Source organism: Aquirufa nivalisilvae (assembly GCF_004307455.1).
In the GTDB taxonomy this organism is placed as follows: domain Bacteria; phylum Bacteroidota; class Bacteroidia; order Cytophagales; family Spirosomataceae; genus Aquirufa; species Aquirufa nivalisilvae.
Window position 1 is genome coordinate 145,085 of sequence record NZ_SEWX01000005.1, and the last position, 17,444, is coordinate 162,528.

At 38.4% G+C, this 17,444-nt stretch carries 15 protein-coding genes; 11 read left to right on the forward strand and 4 right to left on the reverse strand.

Annotation, left to right across the window (positions count from 1 at the left end; translation table 11 throughout):
• Positions 1-2 precede the first annotated feature (2 nt).
• Positions 3-1,211 (reverse strand): ABC transporter permease, encoded by a 1,209-nt coding sequence (locus EWU22_RS07440; RefSeq protein ID WP_130925051.1) that lies wholly within the window; start codon positions 1,209-1,211, stop codon positions 3-5.
• A gap of 77 nt (positions 1,212-1,288) precedes the next feature.
• Here EWU22_RS07440 and EWU22_RS07445 point away from each other — a divergent pair, with 77 nt between their 5' ends.
• Positions 1,289-2,464, forward strand: coding sequence for an exo-beta-N-acetylmuramidase NamZ family protein (locus tag EWU22_RS07445; RefSeq protein WP_130925052.1), 1,176 nt, complete (start codon positions 1,289-1,291; stop codon positions 2,462-2,464).
• A gap of 72 nt (positions 2,465-2,536) precedes the next feature.
• Positions 2,537-4,060 (forward strand): glutamine-hydrolyzing GMP synthase, encoded by a 1,524-nt coding sequence (gene guaA, locus EWU22_RS07450; RefSeq protein WP_109322686.1) that lies wholly within the window; start codon positions 2,537-2,539, stop codon positions 4,058-4,060.
• A gap of 127 nt (positions 4,061-4,187) precedes the next feature.
• On the opposite strand, the gene pepT is transcribed toward guaA, so the two are convergent.
• The gene (gene pepT / locus EWU22_RS07455) at positions 4,188-5,456 is read right to left on the reverse strand and encodes a peptidase T (protein ID WP_130925053.1); all 1,269 of its coding nucleotides are present in this window, start codon (positions 5,454-5,456) and stop codon (positions 4,188-4,190) included.
• A 183-nt stretch (positions 5,457-5,639) separates the two neighbouring features.
• Between pepT and EWU22_RS07460 the strand changes: the two genes are divergently transcribed.
• The 3 genes from EWU22_RS07460 (at position 5,640) to EWU22_RS13250 (ending at position 8,144) form a co-directional block, all read left to right on the forward strand.
• Positions 5,640-6,911: a citrate synthase gene (locus EWU22_RS07460; protein ID WP_130925054.1), complete on the forward strand. Its 1,272-nt coding sequence runs from the start codon at positions 5,640-5,642 to the stop codon at positions 6,909-6,911.
• A 104-nt stretch (positions 6,912-7,015) separates the two neighbouring features.
• Positions 7,016-7,516, forward strand: a complete 501-nt coding sequence (locus EWU22_RS07465; RefSeq protein ID WP_161566813.1) for a septal ring lytic transglycosylase RlpA family protein — start codon at positions 7,016-7,018, stop codon at positions 7,514-7,516.
• A gap of 415 nt (positions 7,517-7,931) precedes the next feature.
• Positions 7,932-8,144, forward strand: coding sequence for a hypothetical protein (locus EWU22_RS13250; protein ID WP_130925056.1), 213 nt, complete (start codon positions 7,932-7,934; stop codon positions 8,142-8,144).
• A 208-nt stretch (positions 8,145-8,352) separates the two neighbouring features.
• On the opposite strand, the gene EWU22_RS07475 is transcribed toward EWU22_RS13250, so the two are convergent.
• Entirely contained in the window at positions 8,353-9,600 is a 1,248-nt protein-coding gene (locus tag EWU22_RS07475) for an OmpA family protein (protein ID WP_130925057.1), read from the reverse strand.
• 3 nt (positions 9,601-9,603) lie between these two features.
• Positions 9,604-10,251, reverse strand: a complete 648-nt coding sequence (locus EWU22_RS07480; protein ID WP_231962819.1) for a 7-carboxy-7-deazaguanine synthase QueE — start codon at positions 10,249-10,251, stop codon at positions 9,604-9,606.
• Between the two features lie 101 nt (positions 10,252-10,352).
• On the opposite strand from EWU22_RS07480, the gene EWU22_RS07485 reads away from it, so the two are divergent.
• The 6 genes from EWU22_RS07485 to EWU22_RS07510 all read left to right on the forward strand — a co-directional run bounded on the left by EWU22_RS07485 (position 10,353) and on the right by EWU22_RS07510 (position 17,438).
• Entirely contained in the window at positions 10,353-10,658 is a 306-nt protein-coding gene (locus EWU22_RS07485; protein WP_109322691.1) for a hypothetical protein, read from the forward strand.
• A 5-nt stretch (positions 10,659-10,663) separates the two neighbouring features.
• Entirely contained in the window at positions 10,664-12,595 is a 1,932-nt protein-coding gene (locus tag EWU22_RS07490) for a nitrilase-related carbon-nitrogen hydrolase (RefSeq protein WP_130925058.1), read from the forward strand.
• A gap of 3 nt (positions 12,596-12,598) precedes the next feature.
• The gene (locus tag EWU22_RS07495; protein WP_109322693.1) at positions 12,599-13,366 is read left to right on the forward strand and encodes a type III pantothenate kinase; all 768 of its coding nucleotides are present in this window, start codon (positions 12,599-12,601) and stop codon (positions 13,364-13,366) included.
• 1 nt (position 13,367) lies between these two features.
• Entirely contained in the window at positions 13,368-14,417 is a 1,050-nt protein-coding gene (locus EWU22_RS07500; RefSeq protein WP_130925059.1) for an agmatine deiminase family protein, read from the forward strand.
• Positions 14,414-15,094 (forward strand): hypothetical protein, encoded by a 681-nt coding sequence (locus tag EWU22_RS07505; RefSeq protein WP_130925060.1) that lies wholly within the window; start codon positions 14,414-14,416, stop codon positions 15,092-15,094. The genes EWU22_RS07500 and EWU22_RS07505 overlap by 4 nt, the downstream gene beginning before the upstream one ends.
• An 88-nt stretch (positions 15,095-15,182) precedes the next feature.
• Positions 15,183-17,438: a peptidylprolyl isomerase gene (locus EWU22_RS07510; protein WP_130925061.1), complete on the forward strand. Its 2,256-nt coding sequence runs from the start codon at positions 15,183-15,185 to the stop codon at positions 17,436-17,438.
• Positions 17,439-17,444 lie beyond the last annotated feature (6 nt).

The window sequence follows — 17,444 nt, forward strand, 5'->3', positions numbered from 1 at the left end:
AATTAATGCTTGTATTGCAGCGCTTCTTGAGCCTGGATTTTTTTAATAAAAATAGTAGGTAAAGTAATGATGATAGCGACCAAAAGACTGGTGCCGATGTTGACCCAAATCCAAGTGGACATGGACCAAACAATGGGAACGGAATTCATATAATAACTTTCCGGATCTAAAGGGATCAGGTGATATACTGATTGTACATAACAAAATACCATGGCTAATATATTGCCAATAGCCAAGCCACGAAGCAGAATAAAAAATCCATTCCACCAAAATATAGTCCTAATTTGTCGGTGATTAGCACCCATAGCTTTCAATAAACCCACCATTGGAATGCGCTCCATGATTAAAACCCAAAGTGTAGCAATGAGATTGAAACAGGCAACTACTAAAAGCAATGAGATGAAAATGACAATATTTCTATCCAGCATCATCATCCAGTCGAACAGAGCAGGGTATAGTTCCGTGATAGTTTCTAATCTCCACTCAGGAGGCATGCTTGCTTCAATGACATCAGCACTTTGATATAAATCAGAAGTATTTTTTAGAAATACCTCATATGTACCAATGGAATCAGCTCCCCAGCCATTCATTTTTTGTACCCAACCTAGGTCGGCCAAAATGAACATTTTATCCAATTCCTCTAATCCTGTTTCATATATTCCAGTGATTTTTACTTTTCTTGGTCGTTCTGGATTACTTAGAAAATAAAGAATTAAGCTGCTGTTTAGTTTAACTTTTAGTTGTTTAGCTAAGGTATTACTTAGAACAATGTCTTGAGGGTGTTGAATTTGAGCTTGCCCTTGCAGCATGTTTTTCGACAATTGGTTTTTGGGGACATCATGGCCAATTCCTTTGATAACGACTCCTGCTAGACCAGCATCGCCAACTAAAATACCAGGTTTCTGTAAATGTGCTTGAATGTGGTCTACTGCCGAATTTTTAAGTATCGATTTTTCCCAAGCAAAATTTCGCAACATGGGACTATCTGATAGAGAATGATTTCCGCTAATTTGGTTGATGCGAATATCTCCTGCAAAACTGGTTAATTTATCTTGAATGGCATTTTTGAAGCCAAAAAGTATAGCAAAAGCAATGAGAATGATACTGACCCCCATAGCCACTGTTCCTATGCCAACATAAGTTACCGTTTTGGAAAAGGAGGTCTCATGGGTATTACGAATCCGACGTGCAACAAAAAGAGGAAAATTCATTCAGTCGATTTACGTTAATAATCTTAAAATTTATCAGATATTTGAAAAGTAAATTTTAAACCGCAAAGAAAATAGGAATGCATCGAATCTACAAGCTATTGATTTTATTGTTGTTCTTTACCCAGGGGCTCATGTCGCATGAGTTAGTGGCTCAATCAACGAAAGCGATTCCAGGAGATCAACAAATTGCTGATTATTTACCTATGATTTTTGACAAGCGAGTAGGCTTGGTGGTCAATCATACATCGGTGTTAGGTAAAACTCATTTGGCAGATACCTTATTGTCATTAAAAGTACCAATTAAGAAAATTTTCGCTCCTGAGCATGGTTTTAGAGGTACTGCTGATGCTGGAGCGCACATAGATAATGGCAAAGATGAAAAGACGGGTTTGCCGATTATATCATTATACGGTTCTCATAAGAAACCAACCAAGGCTGATTTGGAAGGCATTGATGTGCTGATTTTTGATATTCAAGATGTAGGGACACGTTTTTATACCTACAGTTCTACCTTACATTATGTGATGGAAGCTTGCGCAGAAAATAGTGTAAAATTAATTATTTTGGATCGTCCTAATCCGAATGGACATTATGTTGATGGACCCGTTTTGGAAAAGGAATTTGCTTCATTTGTGGGTTTGAATCCCATTCCTGTGGTACATGGATGTAGCTTGGGGGAGTTGGCTAAAATGATTAATGGAGAAGCTTGGTTAGATCGAGGAATTCAATGTGATTTGACAGTAATTCCAGTTAAAAAATACAAGCATGCTGATAAAGTACATATCAGTGTAGCTCCTTCACCGAATTTACCCAATGATCAAGCCATAGGATTATATCCTTCATTATGTCTTTTTGAGGGAACGAATGTGAGTATTGGCCGAGGGACAACCACTCAATTTCAAGTAGCAGGAACCAATGTGGAGGGTTTAGGCGATTATACATTTACTCCCAAGCCGCTGCCTGGAGCAATGGACCCTCCTTTGAAAGGAAAGCTTTGTTATGGTTTTGATTTAACGAAAACAGATACCCGCGATTTGGGATTTAGTTTGAAATATTTGTTTTACTTCTTTGAAAAAACGGGGAAGAAAGAATCATTTTTTACCAGTCCGGCTTTTTTTGATAAGTTAGCAGGAACCAACGAATTGAGAAAAATGATGTTGGAAGGTAAATCAGAGAAGGAGATTAGGGCAAGTTGGCAGGAGGGCTTGAAGGAGTATAAAAAGATTCGTGAGAAGTACCTGATTTATCGATAGAAATACCAAATAAAAACTCGACTTTTCGTTTAAAATTGCGACCTTTGCCGTTTATTTTTATTCAAAGCAGCTATGGCGGAAAAAATTATTATTCTTGACTTCGGTTCTCAGGTGACCCAATTGATTGCTCGAAGAGTACGTGAACTTCAAGTTTATTGTGAAATACATCCTTACAATCATATACCAACCATTGATTCATCTGTTAAGGGAATTATACTGTCAGGTAGCCCTTGCTCTGTTCGAGATGAAGATTCTCCAAGAGTTGATTTAAGCCTATTTGGTGAATTGCCCATCTTGGGGATTTGTTACGGAGCTCAACTGTTAGCGCATCAAGGAGGTGGTTCAGTACAGGCATCGCAACATAGAGAGTATGGTCGAGCACATTTGACAGGAACAAAAGATTCCATTTTGTGGGATGAAATTTCCAATAGTAGTCAAGTTTGGATGTCTCACGGCGATACCATAATGGAATTACCATCTCAGTATGAAATTATTGGTTCTACTGAATCAGTAAAAGTTGCTGCCTTTGCTCATACTTCCAAGCCAATTTTTGGGATACAATTCCATCCAGAGGTAACTCACAGTACGGAAGGAAGTATCATATTAAGAAATTTTGTGGTGAAGGTTTGTGATTGTACGCAGGATTGGACATCTGATTCCTTTGTAGAAACTACTGTGGCTAATTTAAAAGAAAAATTAGGCCAAGATAAAGTAGTATTGGGATTATCAGGAGGGGTTGATAGCTCCGTAGCAGCGGTATTATTACACCGAGCTATTGGAAAGAATTTATATTGCATATTTGTTGATAATGGATTGCTGCGCAAAGATGAATTCGAACAAGTGTTAGAATCCTATCATTCTTTAGGCTTAAATGTGAAGGGAGTAGATTCTAAACAGCGTTTTTATGATGCTTTAGCAGGTTTAAGTGATCCAGAATTGAAGAGAAAAGCTATTGGTAAAACCTTCATTGATGTTTTTGATCATGAAGCTCATGCCATTGAGGGAGTAGCTTGGTTAGGCCAAGGTACTATTTACCCAGATGTCATTGAATCGGTTTCGGTAAAAGGCCCATCTGCCACCATCAAATCACATCATAATGTAGGTGGATTACCTGATTTTATGAAGTTGAAAGTGGTGGAACCGTTGAATACTTTGTTCAAGGATGAGGTAAGAAAAGTGGGTAAAACCTTAGGTATTCCTCAGGAAATCTTAGGTCGCCATCCTTTCCCTGGTCCTGGACTTGCGATTCGTATTTTAGGGGATATTACCCCAGAGAAAGTAGATATCCTTCAGAAGGTGGATGCCATTTTCATAAACGGATTGAAATCAGAAGGTCTTTACGATCAAGTTTGGCAGGCTGGAGCGATTCTATTGCCGATTCATTCGGTAGGAGTGATGGGAGATGAAAGAACCTATGAGCAGGTTGTAGCCTTGAGAGCCGTTAGTAGTTTGGATGGAATGACAGCAGATTGGTGTCATTTGCCCTATGAATTCTTAGGTAAGATTTCCAATGAAATTATTAATAAGGTAAAGGGGGTCAATCGTGTGGTGTATGATATTTCTTCCAAACCACCAGCAACGATTGAATGGGAATAATCAAGAAATTGGACAACAAATAAATTTTCAAAACGTTTCCGCTCCGTAACGCTGTCAGCGTTCTAAACGCTGCCAGCGTTGGAAAAAACGGAGCGAATTGAGCTTGTAAAAAGTAAGAAAAGGGGACTTAAGTCCCCTTTTCTGCGTAAATGGCAGCCAAATGAACAATAGTCTCGGTGGCTTTTTGCATGTCTTGAATGCTGACCCATTCCTGTTTACTATGAAAAGCATGTTCTCCAGCAAATAGATTAGGACAAGGTAATCCCATGAAGGTCAAGCGAGAACCATCAGTACCGCCCCTTATACTTTGCATTTCTGGCTGTAATCCAGCTCTTTTCATGGCTTCCATGGCATTTTCTAGGCAAGCAGGGTGGTTTATTAAAATTTCATTCATATTACGGTATTGTTCCGTTTGCTTAAACTGAACCTTAGAATGAGGGTAATTTTTAAGGACTTGATGGGTGATATCTTTCAGTAGGTCCCCATATTCTTGGAGCTTTTCGGTCTTGAAATCCCTTAGGATAAAATCTATTGTCGCTGATTCTACACTACCTGAAATTTCTACTGGATGGATAAACCCTTCCATTTTCTCCGTGCTTTCTGGACTTAAGTGATCTTTGGGAAGTAAACTAACTATTTCAGATGCTATTTTGATAGCACTTTCCATGCGTCCTTTGGCAAATCCTGGATGCTGAGAAATTCCTTCAATTGAAATAGTAAAACCATCAGCTGAGAAGGTTTCATTTTCAAGATGCCCTCTTTTTTCACCGTCAATGGTATATCCATATTGTGCATTTACTTTTTCTAAATCGACATGGTCAGTTCCTCTTCCAACCTCTTCATCTGGCGTAAATAAAATAGATATTGGGCCATGAGGTACATCGGGATGCTGTACCCAAAATTGAACGGCATCCATGATTTCGGCCACACCGGCTTTATTATCTGCCCCAAGTAGTGTTTTTCCACTAGCCGTGATGATATCGTGACCTATTTGTTCAGCTAAATCGGGATGCTCACTTAATCGAATGATCACAGAAGTGTCATCGGGTAATACCAAATCTTGTCCTTGATAATTTTGATGGATTATTGGCTTAACATCTTTACCTGAGCAGTCGGGAGAAGTATCCATGTGGGCACAAAAACATAGACCTGGGATGGATTGTTTGATGTTGGATGGGACGATAGCATAAACATAGCCATATTCATCCATGTGGGCAGAGTCAATTCCCAACTGTTTTAATTCCTGAACTAAAACTTTTCCCAAATCTTTTTGTTTCTCTGTGGTAGGGCTGCTGGAAGAGTTGGGGTCAGATTGAGTGTCAATTTGTACATAAGTAAGAAATCGCTGTGCGGAACTGTAGGTGTACTTTTGGAATATTTGGGAGATATTGGTCATATAAACCGATTATTTTTGAAATATAGAAAGAAAAAATTGTGTTAAATAAATTTATTTTTTTTGGATTCATAAAGGTAATTAACCTTTCAAAATTACGTATTATCTTAGAGGCTTGAATTTTGATTGAAGCAATTAGCTCCGTCAATTTTTAACATCATACCAAAGTTAAGCTTATAAAAAATTATGTCTCAACCGGCTACTATTAACCTCGAAGGGAAATCCTTTGAATTGCCTACTCTGGAGGGTACAGAGAACGAAAAGGCCATCGATATCGCAAAATTGCGTGATTTGACAGGTTACATTACGTTTGATCCAGGCTTCAAAAATACTGGAGTTACGAAAAGTTCAATTACTTATTTGGATGGTGAAGAGGGAATTTTGCGTTACCGAGGTTACAGCATTGAAGAATTAGCAGATAAAGCCTCATTTTTAGAGGTAGCCTATTTGCTTATTCACGAGGAGTTGCCTACTCAAGCTCAGTTGGATGCTTTTTCTGCTGATATTCAATCTTATACGCAGGTAAATCAAGATTTGCTTAAAATTTCGGAAGGTTTTCCAGTGAGCTCTCATCCGATGTGTACCATTGCTGCATTAGTAGGAGCAATGTCCGCATTTTATTCAACTGATGAAGCGGGTGATGATGAGAAAAGTGTGTTGAAATTATTAGCTCAGTTGCCTGTTATGGCGACTTGGTCCTATAAAAAATCCATTGGCGAAGGTATCATTCAGCCGGATACAACTGTTGATTATTGTTCTACCTTCTTGCAAATGATGTTTGCTAAACCAGGAGAAAAATATACAGCAGATGCCGTAGTGTCTAAGGCATTGAATAAATTATTGATCTTGCATGCTGATCACGAACAAAACTGTTCTACTTCTACCGTTCGTTTGGTAGGATCATCTCATGCGAATCTATTTGCTTCTATTTCTGCAGGAATTAATGCTCTTTGGGGACCACTTCATGGTGGGGCTAACCAAGAGGTAATTGAAATGTTGGAAGCTATTAAAGCAGATGGTGGTGATACAGATAAGTACATTGCCATGGCTAAAGATAAAAATTCAGGTTTCCGCCTGATGGGTTTTGGTCACCGTGTGTACAAAAACTTTGACCCACGTGCCAAAATTATTAAAAAGGCAGCTGATGATGTTTTAAAAGCTTTAGGCGTAAATGATCCTGTATTGGCCATTGCTGCTCGCTTAGAGGCTGCTGCTTTAAGTGATGAGTATTTTGTTGCTAGAAAGCTTTATCCAAATGTTGATTTCTATTCTGGAATTATTTACCGTGCTTTAGGTATTCCAACCAATATGTTTACAGTGATGTTTGCCATTGGTCGTCTTCCAGGTTGGATTGCACAGTGGAAAGAAATGCGTGTAAATAAGGAGCCAATCGGTCGTCCAAGACAAATTTATACTGGGGCAACAAGCCGTGCATTTGTTGAGATTGCTCAACGATAGGCCTATTTGTCTAACGATTTTTAATAAGCCAAGAGCCCTTCACATGAAGGGCTCTTTTGGTTTAATGAGGGATTAGGGCTAATTTGCAAGCTTAAATGGAATGCATGACATTACAATTCAAGCCATATTTCCTTTTTGTCCTCCTTTTTATGGGAGTGTCGGTAGAAGGAATCTTAGCTCAAAATCAACAAGGAAAAGCCTCTTATTACCATAAAAATTTAAGTGGTAAAAAGACATATAGCGGTGAACGTTATAATTCCTATTTATTCACGGCTGCCCACCGAAAATATCCCATGGGAACCTGGTTGGAAATCACTAATACCAAGTCGGGAACCAAGTCTTATGTTCGGGTAAATGATCGTGGTCCACATCAAAGACGTTTATTGATTGATGTCTCTTTTAGTGCCGCAAAGGAATTAGGAATTGTAGGGGCTGGGATAGCTCCTGTTCAAATTCGTCTATTAGAAGACGCTGATTTACGGGATACGCTTTTAAGCTTCTTGCAAAAAAGAGATAGCCTCATTTTAAAAGAGCATCCTTATACGGTCTATGTCAAAAAAGCGAAGAAGAAGAAATCCAAGAAAAAGAAAAAGAAGAAGAGATAGGGTTTAGGGTTTAGTGTCTTGTTCTGATATTGGTTGACAGTTTTTTTACAACTCAGCTGGTAGTTATCGAACATTAATATTTTGGATTTTCTGATATGTAATTATTGAAGCTACACATGTTCTTTTGTATGGCACACTACTTTAATGCCATTACTTAGGCATTTCTTTTTTTTGAAAAAAAAGAAACAAAAAAAACAGATGTTGTACGGTTAATCCAAAGACGAATTCCACTTCGCGGAACCGATGTTCACTCCGCATACGGCTTTAATCTTTGACTCTATCGCACATTGCCTATGCGCAGGGTCAAACATCCGCCTTTCGCTTCGCTCATGCTACGTTCCCATCTTTCGTTGGGATTAACCTCATTAGTTGGAAGTTATTTAGAGTTTAGTTTCAGAATGAAATTTGTGATTTTTTGATAGAAAATACCGTCGGTCAGCACGAGCGAAAGATGATGAACGAAGCGGTAGACGAGGTTTTGACCTTAGCAAAGGCGATGCGCGTTGGCGTCAAAAATATAGGCGATAGCGTAGTGAATCACGGTTTCGCGAAGCGAAATTCGCCTTTGATGACCGACAAGAAAATAAGTTTTTTTGTTTCTTTTTTTTCAAAAAAAGAAATACTGTAAAACTGGAGTATTAAGTGATGTTATTTATGAGCTAAATCAAAAGTACAATAATCAAACCATTTACTATGGCCTTTATTTTTATAAAATGAAAGACTTTGGGGGGTGAAATTGCTAAATTTTTATTTATCATGAATAATTAATGAACCCAAAGTCAACCTATTTCAGGACAATACATTCTACATTCTACTTTCTTCATTCTTCATTGACACTAATCACTCAAAAGCACAATCTCAATCCTTCTATTCCATTTTCTAGCTTCTGCTTGATTAGGTGCTACCTTAGGTTTTAGAAAGCTAAGGCCCTTAGTTTGAATTCTTGTAGCTTCAATACCTTGAGTAATCAAGTATAGTTTGATGGAATTGGCTCTCTTTTCAGAAAGAATCTGATTGGATTTGGCTTGGCCAACTTCATCCGTGTGGCCCCTGATTTCTATTCTTTGTTGAGGATTTTCATGCATGAATTTTACAAGCTTGTTTAAACTAGCAGGGATAGGAGTAGGGATAGTCCACTGATTCGAGGCAAATTGGATATCATCAAAACTTACGTCTTGAAATTTGATTTTAGGAACCTCAGGAACTACGGGTTCAACTTGAATTGGGGCCGTCTTTTTAATCAGCCAAATAGAAGTAGGAATAGTGATACGATGAAGCTCATCTTCTGTGACCTGGCCAACTTTATTTCTTGAAATGAAATATTCATTTTCAAGTATACCGAGGCATATACCTGCTTCGTTTCCTGAACTGTTTAATTCAGAAATATTCATGGGTATTTTCCATTGCTTATTTTCCGATTGACTTTGGTAAAAATCCAACCCTCCTTTGCCACCTTTCTTATCGCTAGAATAGACCAATACTTCGGGGTCTTCCAACCAATAGGGGCCCTGCTCATCATCTGAACTATTGATTTGAGAACCTAAATTGATGGCCATTTTCCATCGACCTTGGACATCTTTTTCACTCATCCAAATATCTCTTTTGCCCAATCCACCTGGTCGGTCAGAAGAAAAGTAGAGTTTTTGGCCATCTTGACTTAGGCATGGTTGCCCTTCCCAATCGTGAGAATTAATGAGTATACCTAGATTGCGAGGTTTAGTCCAATTACCATTGACCCAATTACTTTCATATAAATCACAACCTCCAAAACTATTACGGTATCCACATCCTGAAAATATCATCGTATTGCCATCCTTTGACAGGCTAGCTGTACCATCATTACTTTCTTGGTTGATACTGGTTAAAGCTTGGGGATTGATGAATTTTTCCCCATCCCAACTAGCTACTTGTAATTCTTCATCTGCTCTATCAGCTCGGGAAGTAAAATAGATTTCTTTTCTAGCGTGTGAGTAATGCGGGAAATATTGGGCTTTTTGAAGATTGAGCTCGCTGATAGGAGTCGAGCTTAGGCTATCTGCGGATAATCCCCATATACTGAATGAAAATATCCAAGCAGCCAGCATGTGTTATGGGATTTGTAAAAACTTATGGGTCTGAACAGAAATTTGCCAACGAGGATTTTCTTTGACAAAATCCACAATCAAAGGATTCATATCAGCTTGTTTCGACCATTCTGGTTGCATCAACCAAAGGCTTTCTGCCGGTAATTTGTCTGTCCAAGTTTGTGACCAAGCAATATCTGAAGGATGGAAAATGACAACTTTCAGTTCATCGACCAAAGGGAAAATGTCCGGATTCGGTTCTTTGAATTTTTTGGGTGAAAAACATACCCAATCCCAAACTCCTGTTATTTGTTTACCTACTCCTGAAGTCTCAATATGTGTTCTAAATCCAGCTTCTTGTAAGGCTTCCGTTAAAGGATTGAGATTATGCATCAAAGGTTCTCCACCGGTTATCACAACAATTCTACCTAAAAATTGGGATGCCTCTTGAACTAATTCGGCTACTGTTTTAATTGGATGAGTATCAATTGGCCATGATTCTTTCACATCACACCAATGACAGCCTACATCACAGCCTCCCAATCGAATAAAGTAGGCAGCATGTCCTTGAAATTTTCCTTCACCTTGAATCGTGTAAAAAGATTCCATGACTGGATACTCAAAAGCATCTCTTTTTAGAACTGATTTTATATCTTTGGAGTTTGATTGCATGCAAGGCTAAAATTCTAAGTAAAATTAAGCTTTGATTTGTAATTTAACTAATAAGAAATCGTTCTAAATAAATAGGATCGATTTTTTATTTTTCTCTTAAAATGATCAAGAATCAAACATTCCGTATTTTTTGGATGTTTTTTATAGGTACCTTCCTGACAGTAGGGATGAGTTCTTGTTGGTCAGCGCGCTGTCCCAGAGAGACATGTCGTGTGCGGGTAGAACACCGCCATGGAGAAAGTTATTATCGGCCTAGAGAAGCATTTTCTTGGATGTGGACTCCACGCTATAAGCATGTGAGAACCTCCAACTACGCGACCATAGGTCCTAATAAGCCTACAAAGAAAAGAGCTTGGTATCAATTTTATAAACCAGCTGATCGTGTTAGTTCCAAGAAACCCCGTTAATCACTATGCCTAAAATTGCACTAGCAGCCGGGGTTCTCAACCAAATACCTTTGGATTGGAAAGGAAATCAAGCCCGAATCATAGACCTTCTTCAACATGCCCAACAGCAACAAGCTAACATACTTTGTTTGCCTGAGCTTTGTTTGACAGGTTATGGTTGCGAGGATCAGTTTTTATCTGCTTATACCTCAGAGAAAGCTTGGGAATCTTTGGTTCAACTGCTCCCTCATACCCAACGCATCTTAGTGTGGGTAGGTTTGCCTGTATTTTTTGAAGGTAAATTATATAATGTGGCTGCTTGCTTGGCTCATGGGAAATTAATTGCTTTAATCCCTAAGCAACATTTAGCCAATGACGGTGTACATTATGAAACACGGTGGTTTAGCCCATGGCCAGCCGGGAAAATAACTCATATTTCTACAAATCTAGGTGATATCCCAATAGGGGATTATCGCATTCATGCTCATGGAATAACCATGGGGATAGAAATTTGTCAAGATGCCTGGGAAGGAGAAAATAGACCTGCTCATGCCTTGGCCAAGCGAGGAGTATCGGTAATTTGTAGCCCAACAGCCTCACATTTCGCCTTTTCTAAATCTAAAACACGTCAAGGTTTAAGTATTGAAGGATCTAAAATCATTCAAGGGGCTTATGTTTTTGCGAATTTATTAGGTAATGAATCTGGCAGAACCATTTTTGATGGGGATGCTTACATTGTACATGAAGGACAAATTATTGCCGAATCCTCCCGATTCAGTTTTCAGGACGGTCAATTAATTTTAGCCTCTTTGGATTTAAAAGAGAGGAACGATGCTGGTAAGGATGTCATAATAGCCAATATTCCAAGTTTTGATTCAGTTCGAGAATATCCTACATTTGAAGCGGCTGAATGGGAAAAATCTAGCTATCTTAAAGAAGAGGAATTTGCTCGTGCTGTTAGTTTGGCCTTATGGGATTATCTCCGAAAATCTAAATCGTTTGGCTGGGTAATTTCCCTATCAGGCGGAGCAGATTCTTCAGCTATTTCAGCATTGTGTTTCTTGGCGGTTCGCTTGGCTAGTCAAGAACTTTCATGGACAGGAATCCAAGAAAAACTGGCCTACGTACCTTGGATGAAAGAAGTTCAATCTGAAAAGGAATTAGTATCTCGAATTTTAACTACAGCTTACCAAGGAACAGAAAATTCATCAGATAATACGAGAGCTTCCGCGAAAGCATTAGCCGAATGTATTGGAACAACACATTACGATTGGAATATTGATGTTCTAGTGAAAGAATATCGAGGTATCATTGAGCAAGCCATTGGGCGAAGCTTAAGCTGGGAACAAGATGATATTACCTTACAGAATGTTCAGGCACGCTTACGAAGCCCAAGTGTTTGGATGCTAGCTAATATCAATAATGCCTTGTTATTAGCTACATCTAACCGATCAGAAGCTTCTGTTGGATATGCCACGATGGATGGAGATACATCGGGTTCAATTTCTCCCATTGCAGGAATTGACAAGACTTTTATTCGTCAATGGCTTATTTGGATGGAAAAAGTTGGATTGGATGGGGCATTAACATTGTCAGGTTTATCGCATGTTAATTCTCTAGAACCAAGTGCAGAATTAAGACCTTTGACATCGAAGCAAATAGATGAGGAGGATTTAATGCCTTACCCAATTTTGAATTCCATCGAGCGCTGGGCTTTTTATGATAAATTATCGCCTGAGATCTGTTTGAAAAACTTGATTCAGGAATATGGGACTCATTTTTCAGAAGAACAACTAACGATCTTTTGTTCTAGATTCTTCCGATTATGGGCTAGAAACCAATGGAAAAGAGAGCGTTATGCACCTGGTTTTCACGTGGATGACTATAGTTTGGATCCTAAGTCATGGCTTCGATTCCCTATTTTATCCGCTGGATTAGAAAAAGATATAAAACCTTAACAAATGCTCTTAGTAGTCGATATTGGTAATACAGACATTGTCTTTGGATTTTATTCCGAAGGTGAATGGAAATTGATATTAAGAACGCCGACGCATCAGCCATGGACAACTTTGCGCATGGAGAATTGGATTCGTCAGGAATGGTCAGAGAAAAATATTGGTTCATTGAAACCTCAAAAATTGATCATTTCTTCCGTAGTTCCTTCAGTTTCGTATCATGTTCAAAAAGGGCTAGAAAATTGGTTGGCAGTATCGGCTGATATCATGTCACCTAAATTGTATAAGAAATTTCCCATTGACATTATTTCCCCTGATGAAATTGGCTCTGATTTAGTGGCAAATGCTGTTTATGCGCATCATGCTTATCAAGCTGATGTGTTGATTGTTGATTTTGGAACAGCATTAACTTTTACTTTGGTGAATGCTCATGGGAAAATGGAAGGAGTTTCCATCGCTCCTGGATTAAAAACTGCCGTAAAGTCGTTATTTTCACAAACAGCTCAATTGCCAGAAGTACCACTCGAAATGCCTCATTCAGCCTTGGGATTTGATACAGTTAGTGCCATTCAATCAGGTATATTATGGGGATATGTAGGTATGGTGAAAGAAATGATTCATCGAGTGAAAGATGAAAAAGGTCAACATGTCAAAGTATTGGCTACTGGTGGATTATCATCCATTTTAACCCCTTTAGAATCCTATTTTGATGAGGTGAATAAATTAATCACCCTAGATGGATTACGTTTGATTTCTGAAAATTACTTGGTTTAATATGGTATCTACTCCTAAAGAAAGAGGCTTTTTTTTTCCTGCTGAATGGCATCCACATGAAGCTACTTGGATTACTTTTCCTCACAATGATTATTCTTGGCAAGGAGACAAGTTGTCCCAAATGTATCCTGAATACTTTGCGCTCATTAAGGCTATTTCACAAGGCGAAAAGGTGAAAATTAATGTTAATCATGAAGCGCTGAAGAATTTTATTTTAGGGGAGTTGCCAAAATATGACATTGATCCGCAGCAAATTGAATTATTTATACGTCCTACCAATGATGCTTGGTGCCGCGACCATGGTCCAGCATTCTTAATAAAAAATGATAGTTCAGAACGATTAATAGTCGACTGGGGATATAATGCATGGGGAGGGAAATATCCTCCATTTGATGCTGACAATCAAATTCCACAAGCTATTGCAAAAGATGTAGCACTGGCATTCCAAAGTCCGGGTATCATCATGGAAGGAGGTTCTGTTGAATTTAATGGAAAGGGCACGGTTTTGACCAGTCGATCTTGCTTATTAAATCCCAATCGGAACCCACATTTGAGCCAAGAACAGATTGAAAATTACTTGAAAGACTATTATGGAGTTGATCAAGTACTATGGGTCAGCGATGGGATTGTTGGTGATGATACGGATGGACATATTGATGATACGGTTCGGTTTGTCAATGAAAATACGGTTATTACCATGGTTGAGCCCAATGTGGAAGATGAAAATCATGCTGTTTTAGCTCAAAATTTAAGCGAATTGAAAGAAATGAGGCTATTGGACGGTGGCCCGCTCAATATCATAGAAATACCCATGCCAGAGGCAGTAGTGATCGATGAATTTAGAGCACCCGGATCTTATGCCAATTTTTATATTTGTAATGCAGCAGTCATTGTACCCATTTTTGATTGTCCTCAAGATGCCCTTGCATTAGATATATTATCCCAATTATTTACGGATAGGCCAGTGATAGGACTTTCAGCCCGAGAAATTATTTGGGGACAAGGAAGCTTTCATTGTTTGACTCAGCAAGAGCCTAAGGCCGCTTTATGAGGAAATACATCATTTTTTTTCTAGGTATATTCTTGATTTCTTGTCGAAAAGAGGCAATACCCGTTAAAACAGTTGTGCCAGAGAAGAAGATTGTTATTCAAGATAAACTGGTGAATTTTCGTTGGAATCAAATTGGGGCAAAAAATATTCAAGAAAATATGACTCAAGCGGATGAGCTTTTACTGGTTTATTCTATTGTATCTATTGAAAATCAACAAGTTGTACAGATTCAGCAGGCATCACATTATCTCGGCAAAGTAAAACAAGGGGCTATCATTAATTTGAAAGGTATTCCTCCTTTGTCAATCAAATTGAAACCAGGTCAAAGCTTGGGAGTTCAAGTGACTTTGTGGGAAGTGGATGACTATCAGCAAGTTCAGCAGCTATTACGGCAAGTCAATCAATGGGGAGGAGTATTGCAAGTTCCCGTTTCCTTATTGGAATTGTCCTCTGTTACGAATCCATTCGGCTGGTTTATGTGGGGTTTAAGGGCAAGTGGATTGGGAATGGAATTATGGAGTAAATGGGATGGAAATGATCGCTTAGGTATTTCAGAGATGCAAATTACTTGGGATAAGGTGGTTAGCATGAATAAAAAAGGGACTTGGAAAAGTGGACCTAAGATGCTCAATGACTATCACTATGATTTCTCTTATGAAATAAGCGTAAGGGATTGATGAATTAAAGGGTTTATTTAGGGATTATTCGTAATTTTATAAGCTTGTTGTCGTTTATAACCCATTGGACAAGCAAAATTGGCAAACTATGCGCTTTCGTTTTTACTTAGTAGTATCTATATATCTTCTTTTTAACCTTCCAAGCTCCTTGGCTCAAGAGGGATTTCCTATTCAAATTGGATCTAAAAAAATCAGTTCCGCTCAATTTTCATCGATTTACCGTCGTTTGATTGAAAGTGATAGTATTAAACCAGATAACAAGAATAAATTTTTATCTGATTATATAGACTTATCCTTGAAATTAGTTGCGGCAGAAGATGAGAAATTAGCAGATACTCCTGGATTTCAAGAAGAATATGCTAGTTTTCGTAAAGAGTTGGCAAGTCCCTATTTAGTGGATAGTGATAAAGTAAATGCCTTGGTCAAAGAAGCTTATCAACGTTTGAAAGATGAGAAGCAAGTGGCCCACATTTTGGTGAAATTACCCGCTAATCCTAGTCCTGGAGATACATTAATTGCCTATCAAAAAATCGAGAATTTATATAAGAAACTGAAAGCTGGTGAAGATTTTGCTTCCTTAGCTCAACGCTTTTCTGATGATGAATTAACGGCCAAGAAGGGAGGAAATTTGGGCTTTATTACCAGTTTGCAAACTCAATATGCTTTTGAAAATAAGGTATATCAATTGGGTATTGGAGAATATTCGGCTCCAGTTAGAACATCCAGTGGTTATCATCTTATCAAAATATTGAAACAACGTCCTAACCAAGGAAAGATACGCTTAGCTCATATTCTTATTTCAGTACCAGTAGAAGCTGGAACACCGTTTCAAGTGGAAGCAAAAAAGAAAATTGAGCAAGTGGAAGCCTATTTGAAAAAGGGAGAAAGCTATGAAGACGTTTGTCGGAATTATTCTGAGGATCCTTATTCTAAAGGCAGAGGTGGGGAGTTACGTCGCTGGTATTATTCTTCTGATCTAAGTGAAGAGTTACAAGATAAATTATTTGGTTTGCAACGATTAGGCGATATTTCGGAGCCTATTCGGACCAATTTAGGGTGGCAAATTTTTAAATTATTGGATAAAAAACCACTTCTTTCATATGAAGAGATGGCTGAATATCTACGTCAAAAAGTAAATACTGATCCTGAACGTAGTGCTCTGATTCGACAGTCATTCATGAAGCGTGTACGCGTTGAAAATCGTGTGGCCATATTAGAGGAATCGAAGAAAATGGCTCTGGAACGATTTGCGCGTGATAGAGTAGGTGATGAACCATGGCTTCAGTTTCCACTGTTTAAAGTCTTGGATAAATCGTTTACAATCAATGAATTTTATCAGTTTATTGTGGCTCAACAGCGTAGAAAAGTCAAGGAATTAGGTTATTTACCGGCTGTATCAGAGGCCACTTGGTTGGATGAGTTCATTGATTCGCAGACCTTACAAGCTGAAGAACAGCATTTAGAAACTAAATACCCAGCTTTTAAAGAGCAAATGGCAGAGTTTTTGGAAGGTAGCTTGCTGAGTAAATTAACGGACCGTGAAATCTTTGAAAAGTCATTGGATTCATTGCGTCAACATGCATATTATCAGCAAAATATGTCCATGTTTACCATGCCCGTAAGAGCGGAAGCAAAATTGATTACATCAGATAATGCTAAGACATTGGCCGATGCCATGGAATTGCTTAAATCAGCTCCATACCCGATGAACAAACGTTATCCTGATATTTTATTCAAATTAGGACAATCCGAATTGACTGCTAATGCCAAAAAGGTGTTGCAGGAACTGGGATTGTTAATGAGTAAAAACCGCGATTATGTCGTCGAAGTTACGGGTCATATTGATGGGACAGAAAAGGACACCTTGTCGGAAGGCCGCGTTAATCAGGTGGTAAAATTTTTATCGAGCAAAGGAATTAGTAGTGTACGTTTCATTGAAAAGGATGAAGGGAAATTAGTCTCAGCTTCCAAAACAGATAAAGCAAAGAATGCTCGGGTGAGTTTTCGGTTATTTTCACAGTCGATGGATGATGTCGTTAAGCGCTTTAATGCCATCAAACCTAAAAGTTTAGAAGCTACCGAAGGTTATTTTAAAAAGGGTGAAATCCCTGTTTTAGATGCACAAAGCTGGCAAGTGGGTAAAAAGAATTTGGAATATGATGGCCGTTATGTTTATCTTGAGATTAAAAAAGTAGAAGAGCAGCGAGTAAAAACATTTGATGAATGTAGAAGCAGTATTATTCGTGACTTGCAAGCTCAATTAGATAAGGAGTGGTTACAGAAATTGAAGAATAAGTATCCGATTGTTATTCAGCAGGAGGAATTACAAAAATTAATGCAATAAAAAATT

Excerpts from the sequence above, each read along its gene's own strand:
- EWU22_RS07440 (WP_130925051.1), bottom strand. The coding sequence starts at position 1,211 with ATGAATTTTCCTCTTTTTGTTGCACGTCGGATTCGTAATACCCATGAG.
- EWU22_RS07445 (WP_130925052.1), top strand. The coding sequence starts at position 1,289 with ATGCATCGAATCTACAAGCTATTGATTTTATTGTTGTTCTTTACCCAG.
- guaA (WP_109322686.1), top strand. The coding sequence starts at position 2,537 with ATGGCGGAAAAAATTATTATTCTTGACTTCGGTTCTCAGGTGACCCAA.
- pepT (WP_130925053.1), bottom strand. The coding sequence starts at position 5,456 with ATGACCAATATCTCCCAAATATTCCAAAAGTACACCTACAGTTCCGCA.
- EWU22_RS07460 (WP_130925054.1), top strand. The coding sequence starts at position 5,640 with ATGTCTCAACCGGCTACTATTAACCTCGAAGGGAAATCCTTTGAATTG.
- EWU22_RS07465 (WP_161566813.1), top strand. The coding sequence starts at position 7,016 with ATGACATTACAATTCAAGCCATATTTCCTTTTTGTCCTCCTTTTTATG.
- EWU22_RS07475 (WP_130925057.1), bottom strand. The coding sequence starts at position 9,600 with ATGCTGGCTGCTTGGATATTTTCATTCAGTATATGGGGATTATCCGCA.
- EWU22_RS07480 (WP_231962819.1), bottom strand. The coding sequence starts at position 10,251 with ATGCAATCAAACTCCAAAGATATAAAATCAGTTCTAAAAAGAGATGCT.
- EWU22_RS07485 (WP_109322691.1), top strand. The coding sequence starts at position 10,353 with ATGATCAAGAATCAAACATTCCGTATTTTTTGGATGTTTTTTATAGGT.
- EWU22_RS07490 (WP_130925058.1), top strand. The coding sequence starts at position 10,664 with ATGCCTAAAATTGCACTAGCAGCCGGGGTTCTCAACCAAATACCTTTG.
- EWU22_RS07495 (WP_109322693.1), top strand. The coding sequence starts at position 12,599 with ATGCTCTTAGTAGTCGATATTGGTAATACAGACATTGTCTTTGGATTT.
- EWU22_RS07500 (WP_130925059.1), top strand. The coding sequence starts at position 13,368 with ATGGTATCTACTCCTAAAGAAAGAGGCTTTTTTTTTCCTGCTGAATGG.
- EWU22_RS07505 (WP_130925060.1), top strand. The coding sequence starts at position 14,414 with ATGAGGAAATACATCATTTTTTTTCTAGGTATATTCTTGATTTCTTGT.
- EWU22_RS07510 (WP_130925061.1), top strand. The coding sequence starts at position 15,183 with ATGCGCTTTCGTTTTTACTTAGTAGTATCTATATATCTTCTTTTTAAC.